This is a genomic window from Novipirellula methanifontis, from assembly GCF_052161655.1.
GTDB lineage: Bacteria > Planctomycetota > Planctomycetia > Pirellulales > Pirellulaceae > Novipirellula.
Map to the genome: position 1 here is coordinate 449,757 of NZ_CP197418.1, position 21,304 is coordinate 471,060.

Annotated in this window: 15 protein-coding genes; 5 read left to right on the forward strand and 10 right to left on the reverse strand. The window is 54.2% G+C overall.

What is annotated here, in order from left to right; all coding sequences use genetic code 11:
* Positions 1–37 precede the first annotated feature (37 nt).
* The 4 genes from SH528x_RS01595 (at position 38) to SH528x_RS01610 (ending at position 3,814) form a co-directional block, all read left to right on the forward strand.
* Positions 38–679, forward strand: a complete 642-nt coding sequence (locus tag SH528x_RS01595) for a metal-dependent hydrolase (protein WP_442508787.1) — start codon at positions 38–40, stop codon at positions 677–679.
* Positions 680–864: 185 nt separating this feature from the next.
* The gene (locus SH528x_RS01600) at positions 865–1,926 is read left to right on the forward strand and encodes a glycosyltransferase family 61 protein (protein ID WP_442508788.1); all 1,062 of its coding nucleotides are present in this window, start codon (positions 865–867) and stop codon (positions 1,924–1,926) included.
* A gap of 186 nt (positions 1,927–2,112) precedes the next feature.
* A complete protein-coding gene (locus tag SH528x_RS01605) occupies positions 2,113–2,937 on the forward strand; it encodes a serine/threonine-protein kinase (RefSeq protein WP_442508789.1) in 825 nt (274 codons plus the stop codon).
* Between the two features lie 61 nt (positions 2,938–2,998).
* Entirely contained in the window at positions 2,999–3,814 is an 816-nt protein-coding gene (locus SH528x_RS01610) for a PP2C family protein-serine/threonine phosphatase (protein ID WP_442508790.1), read from the forward strand.
* A 91-nt stretch (positions 3,815–3,905) separates the two neighbouring features.
* Here the strand turns inward: SH528x_RS01610 and SH528x_RS01615 are convergent, their stop codons facing one another.
* The 9 genes from SH528x_RS01615 to SH528x_RS01655 all read right to left on the reverse strand — a co-directional run bounded on the left by SH528x_RS01615 (position 3,906) and on the right by SH528x_RS01655 (position 16,859).
* Positions 3,906–5,492: a sulfite reductase subunit alpha gene (locus tag SH528x_RS01615; RefSeq protein ID WP_442508791.1), complete on the reverse strand. Its 1,587-nt coding sequence runs from the start codon at positions 5,490–5,492 to the stop codon at positions 3,906–3,908.
* A gap of 53 nt (positions 5,493–5,545) precedes the next feature.
* The gene (locus tag SH528x_RS01620) at positions 5,546–7,369 is read right to left on the reverse strand and encodes a NirA family protein (protein WP_442508792.1); all 1,824 of its coding nucleotides are present in this window, start codon (positions 7,367–7,369) and stop codon (positions 5,546–5,548) included.
* Positions 7,366–9,606 (reverse strand): molybdopterin oxidoreductase family protein, encoded by a 2,241-nt coding sequence (locus SH528x_RS01625; RefSeq protein ID WP_442508793.1) that lies wholly within the window; start codon positions 9,604–9,606, stop codon positions 7,366–7,368. Before SH528x_RS01625 ends, SH528x_RS01620 begins: the two co-directional genes overlap by 4 nt.
* Complete coding sequence (locus tag SH528x_RS01630; RefSeq protein ID WP_442508794.1) at positions 9,603–11,285, reverse strand: DmsC/YnfH family molybdoenzyme membrane anchor subunit; 1,683 nt, start codon at positions 11,283–11,285, stop codon at positions 9,603–9,605. Before SH528x_RS01630 ends, SH528x_RS01625 begins: the two co-directional genes overlap by 4 nt.
* Positions 11,286–11,287: 2 nt before the next feature.
* Complete coding sequence (locus SH528x_RS01635; protein WP_442508795.1) at positions 11,288–12,148, reverse strand: GAF domain-containing protein; 861 nt, start codon at positions 12,146–12,148, stop codon at positions 11,288–11,290.
* Complete coding sequence (locus SH528x_RS01640; RefSeq protein WP_442508796.1) at positions 12,139–12,993, reverse strand: ABC transporter ATP-binding protein; 855 nt, start codon at positions 12,991–12,993, stop codon at positions 12,139–12,141. Before SH528x_RS01640 ends, SH528x_RS01635 begins: the two co-directional genes overlap by 10 nt.
* A 19-nt stretch (positions 12,994–13,012) precedes the next feature.
* Positions 13,013–13,960: an ABC transporter ATP-binding protein gene (locus SH528x_RS01645; protein ID WP_442508797.1), complete on the reverse strand. Its 948-nt coding sequence runs from the start codon at positions 13,958–13,960 to the stop codon at positions 13,013–13,015.
* A gap of 62 nt (positions 13,961–14,022) precedes the next feature.
* Positions 14,023–15,138: an ABC transporter permease gene (locus SH528x_RS01650; RefSeq protein ID WP_442508798.1), complete on the reverse strand. Its 1,116-nt coding sequence runs from the start codon at positions 15,136–15,138 to the stop codon at positions 14,023–14,025.
* A 272-nt stretch (positions 15,139–15,410) separates the two neighbouring features.
* On the reverse strand, positions 15,411–16,859 hold the full coding sequence (locus SH528x_RS01655) for a CmpA/NrtA family ABC transporter substrate-binding protein (RefSeq protein ID WP_442508799.1): 1,449 nt from the start codon (positions 16,857–16,859) through the stop codon (positions 15,411–15,413).
* A 737-nt stretch (positions 16,860–17,596) separates the two neighbouring features.
* On the opposite strand from SH528x_RS01655, the gene SH528x_RS01660 reads away from it, so the two are divergent.
* On the forward strand, positions 17,597–19,243 hold the full coding sequence (locus SH528x_RS01660; RefSeq protein WP_442508800.1) for an alginate export family protein: 1,647 nt from the start codon (positions 17,597–17,599) through the stop codon (positions 19,241–19,243).
* A 144-nt stretch (positions 19,244–19,387) separates the two neighbouring features.
* Here the strand turns inward: SH528x_RS01660 and SH528x_RS01665 are convergent, their stop codons facing one another.
* Positions 19,388–21,265 (reverse strand): hypothetical protein, encoded by a 1,878-nt coding sequence (locus SH528x_RS01665; RefSeq protein ID WP_442508801.1) that lies wholly within the window; start codon positions 21,263–21,265, stop codon positions 19,388–19,390.
* Positions 21,266–21,304 lie beyond the last annotated feature (39 nt).

A 21,304-nucleotide genomic window follows, 5' to 3' on the forward strand; every position in this document is an offset into this window, starting at 1 on the left:
AGCGTTCTTTCTCTATTGCGACGGAATCTTTTCCACGATGACGACGTTCGAGCACGCATTGCTGGGGATGAACGGAGCGTTAGCCTCCGGGCTGCATCACCGCTTCGGTTGGAAAATCGTTGCTCTCGCGAGTGTCGCAGCGATCGCACCGGATTGGGACGGAGTGCCGATGTTGATCGACATGAGTCGGTTCGAGTCGGGGCATCGCGTTTGGGGACACAACCTGCTGGCGTGTGGCATCCTTGGATTGCTGTTGGGCACGGCGGACTACCGGTTGGATCTCAGCGGACGTATCGCCGCTTGGATGACTCGATTTGGCCCGTTGAAAGAGCTTGCCGCGTCGATCGAGCAGCGGCAATCGTATTGCACCCGAACGTGGTGTGTATGGATCGGCGTTGCGACTGTTGCAGCACTGAGTCAAATTCCTGCAGACGCCGTGGTTTCCGGAGCCGTTGGTTTGAGCGATTGGGCGCTGAAACCCTTGTGGCCGTTCTCCGATTTTCAATTCGTTTACCCGCTGGTCCCGTGGGGCAATGTCGGAGTCACGATCGTATTTGCCATCGCGATGATTGTCGAGTTAAAGAGGCCCCATCAGGCTCAGCAAATCGCCCTTATTACATTAGCGATCGTGATGCTCTATATCGGATTATGGGGCACATTCATTGACGTGCGGACATAAGCAGAGTGCCACGCGACAAGGCAGCGACAAGGCCTCGCTGAGTCAAAATTTGAGTTTTCAATTTTAATTTCACATTGACCTGGAAGTCGCCAATTTGCTAACGGAGGGTGTTGGAATCGCCAGGACGCCACCCCCTTGGCCATACTCCCCCCTCTGACACACTCTTTTCTTGTTGGGAACTACGGATGGGCACTCTTGAAATCACTCTGCCGCTACACACCAGTGTCCGCAATTTTCCAAAAAACCTTCGCTCTGGCGACCACCAAATCTTTGCCTCCAGCCGGTTCCATGAGATTTCACCCGCATCGATCGAGCGATTGCGGGGGGTCGAGGCGTTTGGCCGCGGACCGCTGCGTCACGAAGGCCGCTACTTGCAAGAGAGCTTCGTCACGCCTGCCCACGCTGAAACGTGGCGTCGTGAACGCGGGCATCTCCGTGCCGCCGCCGAACGTTTGATTCAGTCGCGTTCGGTGATCCAGTCGCCCACGATCTGGATCACTGACAATTGGAGCTGCGGCTATTATCACTGGATGTGTGATGCACTGTCACGATTGGAGATGGCGTCGCAGTCGCATGATCTGTCGGCGATGACACTGCTGTTGCCTTACAAATATCGCAAGCACACCTACATGCAGCAAAGTTTGAAACCGTTCGGACTTGGCGAAGTTCGCTTTTTGAAGCGGTTCGAGCGGGTGTTGTGCCACAATTTGATTTTGCCATCGCATGTTGCCGTTTCAGGCAACCACAGCCAACCGATCATTCAGCGGATGCACCAGCGGTTTACCGAGTATTTGGCCGAGTCATCAGCTGCGAACGACAACTCGGTCGTGAGCGAATTTGGCGACCGTGTTTTCATCAGTCGCAGCATGGCAACGCGGCGGCGTATCGCCAACGAAGAAGCGATTTTGCCAGTGCTAAAGCGACACGGATTTACCGTCTTTACCGCCGAAAAACACGATTGGCGAGTCCAGGTTCAAGTTGCCGCTGCCGCGAAATATCTTGTTTCAAATCACGGCGCGGGGCTGACCAACATGATGATGATGACGCCGCGAAGCCGAGTGCTTGAGATCCGCGACGCCGTCGATCCGACGCCGAACTGCTACTTCTCGCTCGCTTCCGCATCACGACTGGACTACTACTACGCGCTAGCCCACCGTGTGGACTCTGAGCAATGTGTGCACCATGGCGACGTGAATGTGGATCCCGAACAATTGGATGCCACGCTCGCCGAAATGGTCGCGGTTTGATCTGACGTTCAACTTGTAGCGTTGATTCAGAAGGATTGCTTGAGAAATCTACACGTAACGCCTTTCCGAGTCGTCCGTAGCTAACGATAATCGGAACATTCTCAAGACAAGACGAACGTTTCGGCAATTCGGTTATCTGCTGATCGATTCGTTTTCTATTCCTTTCTAAATCGCATTACGATTTTCATGCACACCAAACCCAAGTCCCCTGTCCGCGTTGGTACGCGACTTGGAAAATATCGGATTGAAAGGCGGCTTGGCGCAGGTGGGTTTGCGACCGTCTACGCTGCGTTTGACACCTTGTTAGGGATCAAGGTGGCGCTGAAGATTCCGTCACCCGAGCTGGTCTCGCCTGAACTGCTCGAAGAGTTTCGCCGCGAAGCAAGATTGACGATCCTGTTGGATCATCCCAACATCTTGCCGATTCGCGATGCTGCCTTTATCGAAGGTCACTTCGTGATCGTCTCGCCGATGGGGGAACGCACGCTCGCCGACCGCATTCAAAAGCGGATCGGCTTCGAATTAGCTTTTGACTACGTCACTCAGTTGCTCGAAGGGGTCGCGTACGCGCATGAACAGGGAGTTATCCACTGTGACATTAAGCCCGAAAACATCTTGATGTTCGAAGACAATGTGATCCGGTTGGGCGATTTTGGGATCGCCAAGGCAGCTCAAGCCACGATCAGTGGTTCGGGGACAGGAACCCTCGGACACATGGCACCGGAACAGGCGATGGGGAAACCGTCGACCCGTTCGGACGTTTTTTCGATCGGTTTGATCGCTTATAGGATCTTTTCCGGTAAGTGGCCCGAATACCCGTTTGAATGGCCACTAGAGGGGGCTGCACAGCTTCGTAAGCGTGCTCACGGCGATTTAATCGCTGTAATCCGCAAATCACTCGAAGTTAACCCCCGCCATCGTTATCGGGATGCGCCTCAAATGCTATCGGTGTTTGAACAAACTCGGCTGAAAGCGATCCGCTTCTCTCGTCGGAACCGAGTCACGGGCTAGAATTAGATACACGCTATTTCTTTCCCCCTCCACCTCTGGGTGGGTTATGACTCCGCCAACTATGTTGTCCACTATCACCGAAACGTTGCTCGAATTTTGCGTTGAAAGCGACATGGGCGAACCACGCTCGCTGCCGCTGCCTTCGGGATCAGTGATTTCGATTTCGCGGAGGTGTCCAGGCAAAGTCGAACCCAACGACGATAGTTCGGTGGTGATTCGGACGGCGCGTGGGGCGATCGTGATGGCGGTGGCCGATGGCGTGGGTGGTTGTCCGCTTGGGTACAAGGCGTCCGCGATCGCGGTGCACTGCATCGCCGAGATGGTCGCAGCAGCGGACCCCGAGGCGGACCTACGTGCTGCGATCCTGGATGGGATCGAAAAGGCGAACGCTGAAATTTTGGATCTCGGCATCGGTGCGGCAACAACATTGTCAGTGGTCGAGATCGTCGAGGGACGCGTTCGTGCGTACACCGTTGGCGATTCGATGACGATGATTGTTGGCCAGCGTGGATCGCTAAAGTGGAAATCGACGTCGCATTCGCCCGTCGGCTATGCGATCGAATCGGGCATGTTGGACGAGGCTGATGCGATGACGCACGACGATCGCCATGTCGTCTCGAATCTAGTCGGATCAAAAACGATGCACATCGAAGTGGGGCCGTCGCGTCAATTGGCTGCGAAGGACCGCGTGATCTTGGCCAGCGACGGATTGTTCGACAACATGCATCTCTCCGAAGTTGTTACCGCGATGAAGAGCGGCAAACCGATCGGATGCATGCAGAAATTGGTTCAAATCGCCAGCCAACGGATGAACGGCAGCGACGAGCAACTGCCTGGCAAACCCGACGATTTAACCGTGCTGTTGTACGCCCGCTAGGTTGCATTGTCGCCGGACGTCTCCGACGTCCGAGCTTCTTATTCCGATGTCAATGCATTCCGACGTCGGAGACGTCGGGCGACATTATCGTCTAGTAGACGTCGCGGACGTATCGTTTCGCTTTCGATAGGTTGGCCACGTATTGATCGGCCTGTTCTTCGCTCATGTTGCCATGCTCGGCGACGATGGCCTTTAGTGTTCGATCAACATCGGCGGCCATTCGAGACGCGTCGCCACATACGTAGAAGTGAGCGCCCTCGGTGAGCCACTGGAACAACTCGGCTCCGTTTTCTCGCATCCGGTCTTGGACGTAGACCTTCTTGTCCCCATCGCGACTGAACGCAGTATCGAGTCGTTGTAAGCATCCCGCTTCAGCGTAGCCCTGCAGTTGTTCCTCGTACAAAAAGTCATACGCTTCGTGCTGGTCACCGAACAGTAACCAATTTTTACCGCTCGAATTGGTGGCAACACGTTCTTGCAGGAACGCCACAAACGGAGCGATACCCGTTCCCGGACCGACCATGATGATTGGCACATTCGAGTCGGTCGGAACCGTGAATCCGGTGTGGTTCGCATGCGTAAAGATCCGCAGTGACGAACCCGACTCCAAGCGATCCGTTAGCATCGTGCTGGCGACACCCTTACGCTCACGTCCTTCACGCTCATAGACCACCTTGCCAACGGTCAGGTGAACCTGCTCGCCGACCGCCTTCATACTGCTGGCGATCGAGTACAGTCGCGGATTGAGCGGCTCGAGGGTTTCCATCAACTCGGACGCCGTTAACTTGACGTCGCTCGCGAGACTTAATGTATCAAGCACGTCAAAGCCGTCGGGCACGCCGTCTTCGAGCATCTTCGCGAGTGCTTGTTTGCAGGCATCGTCCGCAGTGCGGTTGATCAATGACTCAAGCAGCTCGTCACTCGGATCCTTTAGGCAGCAATCTTCTTGCAGTCCTAGCTGAATTGGCTTGGTGTTCCCCAGCGGCGTGGTCACTTCGGCATTCGGATCGGACTCGATCCGCTGCAGGATCTCGCTAATCAGTTCGCTGCAATTGGTCGGGCAAACGCCGAGTGCGTCGCCGACTTCGTACTTGATCCCTGAGCCCGACAAATCGATTTCGACATGATGAACCGCCTTGGCCGAGCCCTCTTTGTTCAAACAGCGTGACTCGAGCAGTTTGGCGGTGTAGGGAGCGGAACGCGAAGACCCAGGGGCATCGTCTGCAACTGGTGCGGCCGCAGTTCCGCTAGCTTCAGCGCCGCCGCTTTCCTTCAGCAGCTTTTTGATCATCTGCTTGGTTTCTTTGCCACCAGGGCTGCACAGCGACAGATTTGATTCGGTTCCTGATGCGATCGCTTCGCTATACGTTTGGCACAAATAGCCGCACGATCCGCAATCGAGTTGAGCCATCGCGGCCATCAATTTACGATCCAACGGTTTGTCCTCCGCCAGACTCATGCGGTCCAGGATCGGCAGCGAATCATCGTGCCAAGGAAAATCCTCTTCCTCAGCCGGTTCACTTGGTGTTGCGATGGTTTCACTCGAGAAGCCCATCGCGGCGAGGGCTTCGCCCTGCTGCGTATTGGACTGAATGCCCATCATGCCAGAGAAAAAACCGTTCAGCCAAGCGCGTTGTTCTTGGGAAAAAGGCGCGGTATCAGGAATCAAGCTACTCATGGTTCGGTTCTAAAAAAAGTGGGAATTCGTGAAGTGACCCAGATCACTTAAATTCAAACACAACTAAGGGTTAACGCTTTGAGGTCTACATCGCTGGTTCGTCGAGCAAACTCGACGAACGATTCGTTTTCATGTCGATGTTGCAAATAGCCACTGACAATCGCAGTGATCAGAGCTGGGATGTCCGTGAACGCCACCGATTCAAACATCAGCCGGGCGATCCCTTTGCGGGTGCCCCAGCCGCCTCCCACATTGACGTGGTATCCGTCGACCATGTCATCACCTTGTTCGACTTGACAAGCCTGCAAGCCGATGTCGCCGATGTAGTGCTGGGCACAACTGTGGTGGCATCCGGTGACATGAATATTGATAGGTTGATCGAGTTTGAATTGTGATTCAAGCGTCTCGGCGATGATCATCGCATGCTTTTTGGTATCGGCTCCGGCAAACTTGCAACCGGCACTTCCGGTACAAGCGATAAGTCCGGCACGAAACGAGCTGGCGTCGCAACTGAGACCAATGAAATCTAGCTTTGCTTTTACTTCCTCGACGTCTTCGTCACGGATATGTGGGATCAAGACGTTTTGCCAAACGGTACAACGTATTTCACCGTTACCGTAGGTTTCAGCGATATCGCTAAGCCCGCGTGCTTGATCGCTGGTGATGCGGCCGACGGGCAACACCACGCCGACGTATTGGCGTCCGCTTTGCTTTTGCGGATGCACACCGACATGGGCTTGACGGTTTTCGTTGTCAGGGATCAAGACAAGATCCGAGCTGACTTTCCGCAGTTCGTGCCCCATCTCTGTTTCGACCGCTTGGATGAATTTTTCAAACCCCCAGTCGTCGAGCACGTATTTCAGTCGAGCTTTTTTACGATCGGTACGGTCCCCAGATTTGACGAACACGCGAACGATCGCTCCGGCGACTTCCACGCACTCTTCCGGACGCAGCAAGACGCCGGTGTCGCGTGCGAAATCTTTGTGACCGGTGATACCGCCGAGCGTCAGTTGAAAATAAACGCCCGCTGGCAACGATTCGCTGGCGTTGGCTTCGGTCACTTGCACCGCGTGGAAGCCAATGTCATTGGTGTCGTCGAGTGCACTGATGCTGCCGCCGCCATCAAAAGCAATGTTGAATTTCCGCGGCAAGCCATACATTTCGCGGTGATTCACGATGTAATGGTGCATCCGTTTCGCATAAGGAATTGTTTCGATCAATTCCATGGGATCGATCCCCGACAGCGCACTGGCGGTGCAATTGCGAATGTTATCACCCCCGGATCCGAGGCTGATGATGTCGAGCTCGCGAAGTCCATACAGGATGTTCATCGCGTGATCGGCCGGAATTTCGCGAAGTTGCAAGTTCGCACGTGTTGTCACGTCGATAAATCCGCCCGCCGATTTGTCGGACAAATCCGCCAATCCACGCAGTTGCCACGAATGCAATAGGCCACCCGGCAACCGCATGCGGCACATAAAGCTATTCTGAGCCGGAGCGACGAAGAACAAGCCATGAAATTTGGTCAGGAAGACGTCGTCGCCTTTGGGGAATTCATTGGCATCGGAACGAGCTTGGATCTCGTCCCACATGTCCAACGGGTTCTTCGCCTGCTTGGCCTTTTCTTCTTTGCACAGCTTTTTGCCGGCAGCAATACAGTCGGCTTGTGCTTGCAACGCGATCCGTTCGGGACCGACCGGCAATGCTTTGCCATCGACCGTTGCGGCGCCACCACCGATGGTGACCGAGTTTCCTGAGGGGCCTGATGCACAATTGCTTACCATCGGCAATCGGTTCACCGCACGTGCCACGTCGGACCCGAATGCGAAACCGGCGATGTATTGTTGTTGTTCTTCGCTAAATGGATTTTTACTCATGCTCGTTCGATCCTTACCGCACAGTCTTTGTAACTGGGTTGACGGCTGTGGGGGTCAAAGTGGGCCAGGGTCAATTGGTTGGTGGCTTCGTAATGCATTGGCATAAATGCGTGGCCCGGTTTCACAGTGGGGGTCACCATCGCCGTTGCGAGCAAGCTGCCGCGACGTGATTGAGCACGAACTTGGTCGCCGTTCTCGACGTCCATCGCAGCAGCATCCTCGGGATTGATCTCGATGTAGGCTTCGTTGGGATACAGTTTGCGAAGCACGGGGCTCTTGTTCGTGCGTGTTTGCGTATGCCATTGGCTGACCGTGCCACGACCAGTCATCAACAAGGTCGGGTATGTTTCGTCAGGAGCTTCGGGCATCGGAGTCACATCGTCGACAATCAAGCGAGCGCGACCATCGTGGTGATAGAAACGGCCATCCGCAAACAAGCGACGTTGTTGTTCGGGTTGGAAATCGCCTTCGGCATCCGCTTCGGTCCATGGCCACTGGATGCCGCCACAGCGATCAATTTGTTCATAGCCATCAATGCCGGTGATATCGCAGGGCTGATCTTCGCTCGCCCGTTGCATGATGCGAAACACCGCTTCGGGATCTGTCCACTCGGAAAACATGTCTTCCACGCCCCAGTACGACGCAAGGGCACGAAAGATCTGGAAGTCGGCCAGTGCTTTGCCAGGTGCACGACGTACTTTTTTCAGTACACCGTAGCGACGTTCACTGTTGATAAACGTGCCAGATTTTTCACCCCAGCCGGCAGCCGGCAAAATCAAATCCGCATGACGAGCCGTTTCGGTGGTGTGATACATGTCTTGAACGACAAAGAAATCGAGCCGGTCGAGCAGGTTGCGAGCTTCGCTCTGGTGAATCCAGCTGTGAGCCGGGTTGGTCGCGATCACCCACAACCCACGAATGTCGCCGCGACGAATCCCGTCCATGATCCCGTCGTAGCTCCAACTTGGCTCGGTGGGAATCAAGTCCGCGTCGATCCCCAAACTACTGGCGACTTTCTCGCGATCCGCAGAGTCCTTGAAGTCGTGATGGCCGAATAGATTGGTGGTGTTGCTCCACAACCGTGAACCCATCGCGTTGCATTGACCGGTAATGCTGTTGGCACCCGTTCCCGGCCGTCCGATGTTGCCGGTGATCAAGGCGATATTGATGATCGCTTGTGCCGTTCGTGTGCCTTCGTAACTTTGGTTGACTCCCATCGTCCACCACAACGATACTGCCTTTCTTCGCCCGATCGTTTCGGCTGTTTGACGAATCGCGTCGGCTGAAATTCCCGTTATCGGAGCGACGGCGTCAGGAGTAAAACGGCTGACGTGCTCGGAAAGCTTTTCAAAACCTTCGGTGTGCTTGTCGATGAATTTACGATCGACGCATTCGCAAGCGATCAGGTGATTGGTGATCGCGTACAGCAACGCGAGGTCGCTTTTAGGGCGAATTTGCAAGTGCTGAGTTGCCGACATCGCACTTTCGGTGCGACGAGGGTCGATGACAATGATTTCAGGATCGTTCTGGTTTCGCAGTACGCGTTCCCACATAATTGGATGGCCGATGCAAGGATTGGCGCCAATGAAAACCATGCAATCGCTTTGCTCGAAATCGTCGTAGGTGAACGGCGGCGAGTCGAACCCGAACGATTCTTTATAAGCAGTCGCGGCGGTGGCCATACATTGACGCGTATTGCCGTCGCCATGTTTGATCCCCATGCCGAATTTTGCCAACGCACCAAGGAATGCCATCTCCTCGCACGCGATTTGTCCGGTGCTCAAAAATGCAACCGAATCGGGTCCATGTTGACGCTGGATCCCCTTCATTCGTGTTGTGAACAGACGCAGGGCATGATCCCACGACACGGGGGCGAACTTGCCATCGGACGTGCGAATCATCGGGTCGGTCGCGCGGTCCTCCGAATCGAGCACCCGCAATGCTTCCCAACCTTTTGGGCAAGCCATGCCGAGGTTGACGGGGTAGGATGTCTCGGGTGTTAGACCGACTGCTTCGTCGTCGCGAAGATGCAATCGCAATCCACAGCCGGTCGAGCAATATCCGCAAACCGCCGTCGTCGTGGCGTCTGCTTGCATCGACTCGTGAGTCATCCCGAGCCCATGGTCACCCGGGTGCAGCAACAGCTCACGCGTCATCTTGCCATCGTGCTGTCGCAACAGCTGAGGCAATAAATTGCGTGTCAGATTTCCGCGAAGTTTAGTCGTGGGCTGAATCATCGGAAAGTTCCTGGCATCCGGTCGTAAACAACACTCATGAAATACAGCAGTCGTTCCGCGATCTCGCCGCCGATCACAATCACGCTCGCTGCGATCGCAAATCCCGCCGCGGTCCAAGCCGAGATGAACGTTGCCGCCGCGGCAACGCATATCAAGCCCAAGCCCACTTGGGCCGCCAGCATCCGTGACTTAGCCAGACTCGATAGCGATTGACGCACCAACCGACGCGAGCGGCGATCATAGGCATCGCCACGTCCGTTTGGATTCAAATGCACGCTCCATTCCCAGGCTGCTTTGCTGGCCAACGTGATCATCGCGATCATCGCGATCGCCACGGAATTGAAACGGCTCTCACCACTAAGGATCAAAATGGGCAGCACACTTATCGCTCCGGCAACAACGCCAGTTCCCATAAAGCGAATCAGTGTTCGTGAGCTTCGCCAAATTTGCCGACGTGTCGCGATGTAAATCATGGCACTGCTAAATAGTCCCGCAGCACCCACCAAAATCGCCATCACGAGTGTCAGGCTTGCTGCCCAGTCGGGGATCCACTGTTGAATCGATTGCGGGACGTACTCGCTAAACACAGGCAACCAGTACAACGCGGTCGCTGCGGTTAGCAGTCCCATGTACTTGCCCAACACAACGGCTTCGCGGCTGAGCCAGCTGGTCTTTAGCCCCAAGAAGACTCGCCAGGCTCGCAGCGGTTGACCGAGGTGCAGCGATGCGATGTTCAATCCGACTCCGCCAATCAGCAGGGCGGTAAGCAAAATAGATCGAGTGGCAACGACCGAGTGATCGTGCCCCGAAACCCAAGCCAATGTCGCCGCTAAACGCTCGATGAAAATCATTCCTACCGAGACTTGGGTGGCAACCAGCATCACTGCCAAAGGCCAGTGGCTTTCGGCGACATGATCCACCCCGATGTCTTGGGGGACCGCGTTATCGGCAACATCACTGTGTTCAGTGCGATAGTTTGTTGTCGGTTTCGTGATCGTGGATAAGGGGGCGCCCGGAGCGATGCGGTCATCGTGGGCAAACTTAGTGTCTGCGGTGTCGACCACGGTGATCGAGATCGCCTCGTTCGGACACGCTTGCACACACGCAGGAGCTTCACCTGCGGATAAGCGTTGGTGACACATGTCGCACTTGCGTACGATGCCGAGGCGTTCGCTGTATTGAGGCACCTCGTAGGGGCACATCATCGTGCAGTATTTACAGCCGATGCATTGATCATCCAAGTGACGGACGATCCCCGTATCAGGATCCTTTTCGTAGGCTTTGACCGGGCATCCGCTCAAACATCCGGGGTCTTCGCAGTGATGACAAGCAGTCGTAACGTGTTGGATCCGCGGTGCTTCGGGCTCGCCGATCGTCAGCGTGCCAACACGCCGCCAGCTTTCATCTTCGTCCAGTCCGTTCATGGTGTGACATGCGACGACACAGGCTTTGCAGCCACTGCACTGATCGAGGTCGACGTCAAACGAATATTGTTGTCCGGGGCCCGGAGGTGAAGCGGGCATCAGACTGCGGTAGTAACGTGCTTGCGCTGGAGCCACACCCGCTTCGCTGTCATGAGCCGAACTAAATTGTTCGACTGCCGAAAGCGACTGCTGCTCGGTCAGCAATTGCTCGACCAAGTCAGGTGACGACTGAACGATAGGGAGTGCGATGGACATGATTAAAACAACAGCACCGTGACGCTCGTAAGGGCATCGGATTCATAGAACGGGATCGCAAGGCAACCTTGGATCGGAGTAGCACCCTCGTCGAATTGTCGACCGGATCGTAAAATTGTTGGGTTTTCGGACACGGTTGCTCCACCGTGTTCAAACGCCAAAGCCGGAATTCCCGAAGTCGCTGACATGGAAGTCCCGATCGCAAGCTCGACCGTGGGATCGGGGTAGCTTGCAGACTTGAGGGTGTAGCCACCATCGGCATCCGCTCGCCAAACTTCAAAACCGCGTGCCATCGGCGAGACTTCGCTGCTGAGCAGTAGCACCGAGGCGACGTAGTTCTCGCCTGCAACAGGAATCCCAATGGCGGTTTGCAAACTGCCCGCACTAGCACCCGCTGCCCGCAGGAAACCGCTGTGGCTGGCGAGGTCATCGTGGATGATCGCTCGCAACGAATTCCAGACTTGCCCCGGTAATCCCGAGCCTTTTTCAAAGCGAACAAATGACGAAACGTTTTGGAATCGAGTTAGATTGCCGTAAAACCCAGAGGTTAAGGCAAGTTCTTCGTGGATGCCCACAGGCGACCAAACTTCAAACACGCCAGGCGATTGATCGTCGGCCTTGGTGGCCAAGACGACGATCGAAACGATGATTTCACTGCGATAGATCGGAAAGGCGACTGCGGCGTGAAGCGTGTCTTGGTGGAAAGTGCTGACACATGCGGTGCCGCGTTCGAGGCACTCGATTGCCAAACGATCGAGTTCGGATTCGCCTTCGTTATTAACACAAAGATTGTTGTTGACATCGTAGGTGCGGACATCGCACAGGAACGCGTTGGAGAGCTGGCTGGGAAGAACTAGGCACATACGGTGTCCTCCTCGTTTACATCTTCAGCCTTCTTTGCTTCGTGCTTGGCAACGTCTTGTTTCAACTTTTTGTGATCTTGTTCCTCTAAGAAACAAAGCAGTTTTTCTCGGTAATCGTAGTACTCCGGATGCTCAAGCACTTCGGTGCGAACTCGAGGACGGTCAAATGGGATGTCAAAAATTGCACCCACGGTGGCACGCGGGCCGTTGGTCATCATCACGACGCGGTCACTCATAAATAGAGCCTCGTCCACATCGTGAGTGATCATCATGGTGGTTACTTTGTCTCTCATCAGAATTTCAAGCAGGATTTCTTGCAGTTCCATCCGTGTCAGCGAGTCGAGCATTCCAAACGGCTCGTCAAGCAAAAGCATTTTGGGTTTGAGGGCAAAGGCGCGGGCAATCCCGACGCGTTGTTGCATGCCTTGGCTTAGATCCGACGCTCGTGTGCGTAATTTGTTGCCTAGACCGACGAGCGACAGGTAATACGCCGAAAGATCGTGACGCTGCTTCTTGGTCGCATGTGGATAAACTTGGTCGACGCCCAACAGCACGTTTTCAAGTGCGGTCATCCAAGGCATCAAGCAAGGAGATTGAAATACGATTCCACGATCGGGGCCAGGACCATCGATCTCATGATTCGCGACAACAATCCCGCCTTCGGTGATCTCGTTAAGCCCCGCAGCCATCATCAGCACGGTGCTTTTGCCGCAACCGGAATGCCCAAGCAAACTGGCGTATTCACCTTGCTTCATGTTCAAGTTGAAGTCTTCGACGATGACCGCAGGACCACTGAGCGTGTCATAGGTCTTGCCGAGACGAAACATTTCTACGTAGCCAGCCATGTTCTTTTCCGTTTAGTTATTACTGAGCCGGTGAATTGACAATAAAGCGATGAGGCTTCGTCAAACTGATAGGCTCGATGTCGGGTAGTTCAAACTTGGGTGCCGTCGAAACAGCGGCCTCGTCAGAGCGTGACTTTTGGCGTACGGCAACCAAGTAATTGGTGACCGCGTTGCGTAATCCCTTGAAGCGTTCGTTGTGGTTCAGCGATGACTTTTCACGCGGACGGTCAAGTTCGACAGTGAACATCGGACCTAGCGAAGCACGCGGGCCTGGGTTTAAGGCGACGATGCGATCGGCGACCAAGATCGCTTCATCGACATCGTTGGTGATCATCAAACAAGTTTGACGTTCCTCTTCCCAAATCTTCAGGATCTCTTCCTGCAATACGCTGCGAGTTAACGCATCGAGAGCGGAAAGGGGTTCGTCCAGCAGCAGTACCTTGGGTTTCATTGCCAAAGTACGAGCCAACGAGGTGCGTTGCCGCATACCACCGGACAATTCGTGAGGATGACGGTGGGCGGCGTGACTGAGACCGACCATCTCGATGAACTTTTCAACATGGTCGCGGCGTTCTCCCTTACCCCACGTGCGGAACACACTATCGACCGACAACGCAATGTTGCCGCGAACGGTCAACCAAGGCAGTAGCGAATAGTTTTGGAACACCAAGCCACGATCGGGGCCAGGGCCCGTGATCGGTTCGCCTTCCATCAAAATCTCGCCGCTGTCGGGTTGGATCAAACCAGCCAACAGTTGTGTGAAGGTGGTCTTTCCGCTGCCGGAAAAACCAACCACTGCTAAAAATTCGCCTTCGCGAATATTTAAGTTGATGTTCTGAAGAACTTCATTGCGAGTCACACCACTGCCGTACCCCTTCGACACGTTACGCATCGTCAGAATCGGGTTGGGTGGCAAATGATCGAGTCGTGTTTCAATCGTTGGGTTAGGAAGGACGGCTACGCTCATCGTTTCTCTCGTTCGTTCGTGAGTGAAGGTTTTCCGGAAAGCAGGAATAGGACAGCGATGTCCTAACCCGCGACCGGGTTTCCGAAACTAACCATGTTGCGTAAACAGATCATGATGCGATCAAGCACAAGTCCGATCAGACCAATAATCAAGACACTAAAGGCGATTCGTGCGTAGGTGGTGCTACTGCCGTTTTGGAATTCATCCCAAACAAATTTTCCAAGCCCAGGGTTCTGAGCCAACATGTCCGCTGCGATCAACACCATCCATCCAACACCGAGACTGATTCGCAATCCCGCGAACATCAGCGGCAAGCTGGCGGGCAAAATGATCTTGAACAACTTTTGTGACCAAGTCAGTTTCAACACGCGAGCGACATTCAAGTAGTCTTTATCCACACTGGCGACACCAAGTGTTGTGTTGACAAGCGTCGGCCAAAGCGAGCAGAGCGATACGGTAACCGCTGAAATCAAAAACGCCTTTTCAAAAAACGTTTCACCTGGCTGTGAGTTGCTGTAAGCCCAGATGATCACGAGGCTGGCGAGGGGCAACCAAGCCAACGGGCTGACCGGTTTGAACATTTGAATCGCGGGCGTCAACGCGGCGTTGAACCAAGGGCTCATACCGCAAAGCACTCCCAGCGGAACCGCGATCAAGGTTGCGATCGCAAACCCAAAGAAAACGGTCTTTAGACTGGTGAAGATTTGGTCGATAAAGGTCGGCGCACTCGAGGGGACATAGTTTGCGGCTTGAACGGCTTTCTTTTTGTAGATCAATGCGTTGGCAAGCAGCGACTCTTTATCACTGGTCGAAGCTGCGATGGCTTGGTTTTCCAATGACTTGGCTTGTGCCATGAAGACAATCGCTTCGGCAAGCATTTCGTCTTTTTTGACGCGATCTTCGGCTCGTTGTGCAAAATGCATTGCGAACAAATCTGCACCGGCTTGCCAGGTCGCCGACGGACTTGGCAATTGCATGCTTTCGGTCACGACTGTTTTCGCAGCCAACGACCATGCACCGACGAACAATGCGATCGCCACAATCGGCAACAAAACGAACTTTGCAATCCCTTTGAATTGTTCTTTGGGATCTTCGCCAGCCGCGAGCCGAACAAACGGCTCGAAAATCGGCATTCCGGCGACATTGCAAAGTCTTAAAGCGGTTCCACGCCAATTCATTCTTGTCTCTCAGTTTCAGTTCGTTGTGTGATGTGAATGTCGCTGATCGCTCCGCGATCTTGCCTTCGTGCCTGCCGTAATAAACGATCCGTTGTTTTGGATCTTCAGCAAGTTTCGCCACGAAAGGTCTTTGTTTCGCATCATCGATGCGATCCACGACACGGCGCTGCTGTTTCGATCCCCCCCTCCCCCCCGCTACTTGCTACGTGGCGAGGGGGAGGGAAGACAGAAATATCGATGTAAGTTGCCAACCGTTTCGTAGCGGTTCTGCGTTACAGCTTTGTGGGCGTTGCCTCGGTAGCGTCGCCGTCTTTGTTGCCGATCACGAAGCTGTTGATATAGCCGATGGGGTCACGAGCATCGTAGGTATTGCCGTCGATGAACTCGTTAGTTGCCGGTCGATAGCCGTCATATTCGCCCTCAGGAATTTCTTCCATCGAAACTTTTCCTTCCGCGACCAGCATCGCTGCGGCCTTGCGGTAGATTTCAGGCTTGTAAACTTCTTTTGCGGTTTCTTCGTACCACTCGGCCGGTTTGCTTTCAGTGATCTGCCCCCAGCGACGCATTTGGGTCAGAAACCAAATGCAATCGCTGTAATGTGGATAGCTGGCGTAATGTTTGAAGAACACATTGAAATCGGGCATCGGGCGAACATCGGTCTTTTGAAAGACAAAGGTGCCCGTCATGCTTTGTTTGATCAGATCTTCGTCGGCTCCGACGTAATCTTTACCACTCAAAATCTTGGCCGCTTCTTCGCGATTGGTCAATTTGCCATCGGCATCGGTTTCATCAAGCCATTTGCCTGCTCGAATCAGTGCCTTGACGACTGCGATGTGAGTGTTCGGGTACTTCTCGTTCCACTCGGCGGAAACCCCGAACACCTTTTCGGGATTGTTCTTCCAAATGTCGTAGTTGGTCGTTACTGGGACACCGATTCCCTTGGCAACCGCTTGCTGGTTCCAAGGTTCGCCGACGCAGTAACCAAGGATCGTGCCCGCTTCGAGTGTCGAAGGCATTTGCGGTGGTGGAGTGACCGACAACAACACGTCGGCGTCCACCATGCCGGTGATGTTGTCTTTGTTGTAGAAGCCAGGATGAATTCCAGCGGCTGCTAACCAGTAACGGATTTCGTAGTTGTGCGTGCTGACGGGGAAGACCATCCCCATGTTGAAATCTTTGCCCTCTTGCTTGTAGCTATCGACGATGGGCTTGAGCGATTTTGCCGAGATCGGATGCGGCGGTGTTGGCGATTTCAGACTCTCGTCGTTCTCTTGCATCTGAGTCCAGATGTCGTTGCTGACCGTAATGCCATTTCCGTTGTAGTCCAAGCTGTATGCGGTGATGATATGAGCTTTGGTGCCAAACCCGATCGTCGCTCCGATAGGTTGGCCGGCTAGCATGTGAGCGCCGTCGAGTTGCCCGTCAATGACGCGATCCAGCAGAACCTTCCAATTCGACTGAGCCTCGATTTCGACGTTTAGCCCTTCGTCCTGGAAGTATCCTTTTTCTTTCGCAATCACGAGCGGTGCACAGTCGGTCAGTTTGATAAAGCCAAACTTCAGCGATGGCTTTTCGATGTCCAACATGTCGGTGACGACAGCATTTTCATTTCCTGTCGTGGATGCCGGTGTATTGTCTTGTGGCAACTTCGCGGCTGCCGCCTCCAGGTCTTCTAACGTGATTTTCGAACCGCCGCAGCCGGTGACGAACAAAAGCAACACAGCGGTGGCGGAGAAAACAAATCTGCTTCGAATGAGGTTCTTGAGGGATCGATAGAAGGGTGCGGAAGGCATTTGTACAAACCCGGGCATTGCGCCGTAGGAAGAAGATGAAAAGTAAAATGGTGACACCCGCAAGATTGCAATCGGATGACCAAATGTTGTGCTGCGGGGGGCTTCGTTATGGTCTAGAGCCTTAGGCAACTAACGGGCCAAGAGACGGGCCACATTGGGGGAATTTGTATCTATTGCGGCGTGCCGCACGCTGTGGTGGCATCTGTGGTGTTGAAATGCACGTTAACGATGTCAGGTTTTTCAGAACGGGCAAAACTCGAATCGCAGAACTGACGCCCCGATTCGCTTAGAATGTCGGCAATTGCCTATTTGTTAGGCACGCAAGCCGTCATCGAGGCATGTCAGAGCGTGTGGGCCCGCCGCGTGCAGCACGCTTGTATCAACGGTAACGATTGAGGGCGGTCGTTCGGCTTATCACGATCGATCTCATTGTCGGGTGCCAGCAATTTCTTGCAGATCGCACCCCTGCGCGAAGCCGATGCGAAGAGTGGTCTCAATCACTGAGGCTGTAGGGCTCCGGTCGGGAATGGGAAATTCTCACCTTGAATGATGTTCTTGTTAATGCAGTAGGCATTAATGAAGCGCGGGAACGCATGATGCAAAACCGTGGAACCTTACTCTGGCTTTGCAAAGAAAATTCCATTAGAGGAAGGAACCTCTCCACTATGCCCAATCCAAAACGACGCCGGTCACGCGCAGCACTTCTAGCCGCTCTCTCGACCCTATTTACAATCAGCGCGGCCCAGGCAGATCAATACAATGATCTTGGTCCGTCGGGATCCGCAACCGAGACGGTTTACGTCGAGTCTGCGGTACGTGTGGTCAGTGATACGGATTACGAAGGTGTGGATGAAGCTGCACTCGACGCAGCTGCCCCTCTATCGGAAACCGCAGTTTATCCCGAGGCGATGCCAGCCCCCGCTAGCTATGCGTCGGCGCCATGCGGGTGCTGTAACAGCACCTGTTGCACAAAGAAGCAATCGGACGCTGCAACCGAGAAGATGAAAAACGCCTACGGAGGCGTGTTCTATGCAAACGATTTCAGCTACTTGAATGATCCTTGCTACAACGGCCCCTCGTTTTTTGGTGATTCACTCAAGGGTCTCGCCGATGGCAAGCTTGATCTCGGTGGTGAAGTTCGCGTTCGCTATCACGACGAAAAAGCGATGCGTGGACTTGGATTGACCGGACGCGACGACGATTTTTGGTTGACCCGTTTGCGATTGTTTTCGGACTATCGCATGAACGATTACATTCGTTTGTATGGTGAGTACTTGTACGCCGATTCGGGAGGCGAGTTCTTCAACAACCGCCCGATCGAAGAAAATCGTGGCGAAATCCAGAACTTGTTCGCCGACGTGAACTTGTTCTCAGACGGATGCAGCAAACTGACCGCACGCGTCGGCCGCCAAGAATTATTGTACGGTAACCAGCGGTTGATCTCGCCATTGGATTGGGCTAACACTCGTCGCACGTTCGAGGGTGCACGCTTGATGTATTCCAACGAAGATTGGAATGTGGATGGATTCTTCGTTCATCCCGTGAATCGCACCGCGGCAAACGAGAGCAAGATTGATGACGCTGACGAGACCGTCGATTTCTTCGGTACCTACCTGACCCGCAAAGGGTTGGACATCGGCACCTTGGATATGTACTACCTCGGGCTGGATGACAGTGTCAATGATTTTGACTATCACACGCTGGGTTCACGCGTCGCCGGCAGCAATGGCGATCTGCTTTACGAAGTCGAAGGTGGTGTCCAGTTCGGTTCCAACAGCAACGGCAGCAGCCACGACGCCGGTTTCTTTACCGGGGGATTGGGACGCAAACTGAAAGTCGCCAATTGGAAGCCCACCGTTTGGTTCTGGTATGACTATGCCTCCGGTGGTGATGCGGACTTCGTCGCTCGCGGTGATGACTCGTTCGATCACCAGTTCCCGCTGGCCCACAAATACAACGGTTTTATGGACTTGTTTGGCCGTCGTAACCTTCACGACATCAACATGCAGTTCATCACCCCGGTACTTGGACCCAACGTCAACCTATTGGTTTGGTACCACTACTTCCTACTGGATACAGCAACAACGCCCTACGGCGTGACGATGCAGCCGTATAACACGACCGCATTGGCCGAAGACAAGGAATTGGGACACGAGATCGACGTCGCACTGAACGTCAATTTGAACCCGCGTAGCAGCCTGCTGTTCGGCTACTCGCACTTCTTTGCCGGCGACTACTACGACCAAACTCCAGGCGTGTTGTCTAACGACGATGCCCAGTTCGTCTACACACAGTTTCAAACTCGTTTCTAAACCAACGGAGACCGATTGGAAACGAAAAACGCCGCTTGATCACTCAAGCGGCGTTTTTTTGTGAGCCGTGGGCCGTAAGGCACCGGGTAGAGCGGCATATCTAACAATGACACTCGTACCGCTAATCAAATGGTCCGGCGGTCCCTAGCGAACTGCGATGGTGAGCCATCCGTCACGTGAATCGATGTGATGAGCACGGTATTGCCGTCCGCGAATCGCTTCGATTTCAACGGTATCAGGAACTTTGATATCGCGTTGCAAAAGACTCTCAGGGAAAACGTCGTCGAATCGTTTTTGAATCGTTCGCTTCAATCCCGCTTGCGAAACACTCAGCCGTTTGCCACCAGGGAAGTCGACGTTCACGTCGGCATCACGGATCAAAATGGCGTGTCCTTCGGGTGTCATCGCAGGTCGGTAGGTGGCGGTGATTTCCATTGGCACCTTCAATTCACGTTCGCCTTGTGCAAAGCGAGTTCCGCGAACGCCAAAGCGAATGGCTCCGTCGCGAGCCTCGAACACGATCGGTTGCAGTCGAGCAAAATCGATTTCAAACGGTGGTTCGGCGTCCTCGCCTTCTTTCTTTTCAACCGGTCGGCCTGATTCGGCGAGCAAGTCGTTGATCATCGCTTCGTTGACGGTTCGGCCCGCCAGGAAAGGGCCCAACGCATTATCAACAACCGATTCTTGGATTTGAATCGCAGCGGTGTACGAGGATAAAATCGCAGGCCGTGAAACGGTCGTCGAAATTTGATCGTTGCGACGCAATGTGGTGTCGACAAACAAGGCATCGTCGGTCGAGCCCCACAATCGAGCTGGATCGACAAGCGACAATCGGTTCAACGTCGGAGCGATTCTCGCCGAGATGTTGGGCGTGTCGATGCCACTCGCTTCTTGAGTTTGTTTGGCAAATTCTTCGCCCACTTGTTGACGCATCCGTTCCACGGCGATGCGGTCCGCCTTGGGTTTCTGTTCGGCAGCTTTCTTTTTTGCGATGCGGCGGACCAGTTTCAGCTTGTGTTCGATCGCGGTGATGTCGGTGTGCAACGCTGCCGTCGCATAGGCGGGCTCCATCGTTACCCCCGACTCGTTGATGTTCAACGTGCGTGTGGCAGAGACTTGAGCATTACCGACAGTGCGAAGTTTCACCGGGCCGTTGTAGCCAGTGCTGCGAGTGGAAACATCAGCATTGAGCGAGACTTGGATTCTTGCCGCGCCCATCGATGGCAATAGATTGGCCGTGACGAAGCCGGTCGTGTAAGCTTCGCCAACGATGCGAGTGCCAAGAATACAGTCGCGGATCGGACGTGATCGATTGACGTCGCGATTAACGGCTTGCTGGATCGCAGATTCCCCAACAAAAACTGCGATGTTGGGACGTCCAAAGACTTCGCGAATCGACGCAACCACGCCGCGCGCTTGTTGTGATTCCTCCAACAGTGACACCAATGCCGAAAGAGCCGCCGCGTCTTCGGCCGATGGCACACGGTCCATCGCCTCGATTCGCTCAGCCAATGACTCGAGTTGCTTGGCAAGTTGTTCGGCCGCTTTCTCGCCATCACGGAAGCGGATGGCACCGAGCAATTTTTCGATCGAACTGCGGAGCTGCGTCAGCGAGTTCATTTCGAGCCCTTCGATGTTTCCGATCAGGCGGTAACGTACATCGATCGCGGTTCGTGCGACGTCCGAGAGCGAGTCGGACTGCAGGGCTTCGGACAAAGGGTCCAGATCAAGGTAATCCAGCCACGCTTGGCCATTGCTCTGCGAGCGTTGAGCAAGCATGAACTGTCGCACCGAACCGATCTTTTCGGCGACGTCCTGTTTCGCCAACTCCAAATCGGGGAATCGGTCCTCTGTGATTTGGCTGGTGTCATAGCGAATCTGGGAAACCAGTCGTGCCCGATCATTGTCGGACAATTGGGCCGCAGATTCACTCGGAAAATAGGCCTGGGCACCGAGCAAAGCGGTGAAACAGGCGAGGTGAAGAACGATGAACTGGTTTGAGCGAAATTGTTGCAATCCCATTGCGTACCACGGTTAGTCTAGGGGTTTTGGGGTGGATTT

Coding starts and splice junctions, on each gene's coding strand:
- SH528x_RS01605 (WP_442508789.1), top strand. CDS start 2,113: ATGCACACCAAACCCAAGTCCCCTGTCCGCGTTGGTACGCGACTTGGA.
- SH528x_RS01650 (WP_442508798.1), bottom strand. CDS start 15,138: ATGAATTGGCGTGGAACCGCTTTAAGACTTTGCAATGTCGCCGGAATG.
- SH528x_RS01665 (WP_442508801.1), bottom strand. CDS start 21,265: ATGGGATTGCAACAATTTCGCTCAAACCAGTTCATCGTTCTTCACCTC.
- SH528x_RS01595 (WP_442508787.1), top strand. CDS start 38: ATGACGACGTTCGAGCACGCATTGCTGGGGATGAACGGAGCGTTAGCC.
- SH528x_RS01660 (WP_442508800.1), top strand. CDS start 17,597: ATGCCCAATCCAAAACGACGCCGGTCACGCGCAGCACTTCTAGCCGCT.
- SH528x_RS01645 (WP_442508797.1), bottom strand. CDS start 13,960: ATGAGCGTAGCCGTCCTTCCTAACCCAACGATTGAAACACGACTCGAT.
- SH528x_RS01640 (WP_442508796.1), bottom strand. CDS start 12,993: ATGGCTGGCTACGTAGAAATGTTTCGTCTCGGCAAGACCTATGACACG.
- SH528x_RS01600 (WP_442508788.1), top strand. CDS start 865: ATGGGCACTCTTGAAATCACTCTGCCGCTACACACCAGTGTCCGCAAT.
- SH528x_RS01610 (WP_442508790.1), top strand. CDS start 2,999: ATGTTGTCCACTATCACCGAAACGTTGCTCGAATTTTGCGTTGAAAGC.
- SH528x_RS01620 (WP_442508792.1), bottom strand. CDS start 7,369: ATGAGTAAAAATCCATTTAGCGAAGAACAACAACAATACATCGCCGGT.
- SH528x_RS01615 (WP_442508791.1), bottom strand. CDS start 5,492: ATGAGTAGCTTGATTCCTGATACCGCGCCTTTTTCCCAAGAACAACGC.
- SH528x_RS01625 (WP_442508793.1), bottom strand. CDS start 9,606: ATGATTCAGCCCACGACTAAACTTCGCGGAAATCTGACACGCAATTTA.
- SH528x_RS01630 (WP_442508794.1), bottom strand. CDS start 11,285: ATGTCCATCGCACTCCCTATCGTTCAGTCGTCACCTGACTTGGTCGAG.
- SH528x_RS01635 (WP_442508795.1), bottom strand. CDS start 12,148: ATGTGCCTAGTTCTTCCCAGCCAGCTCTCCAACGCGTTCCTGTGCGAT.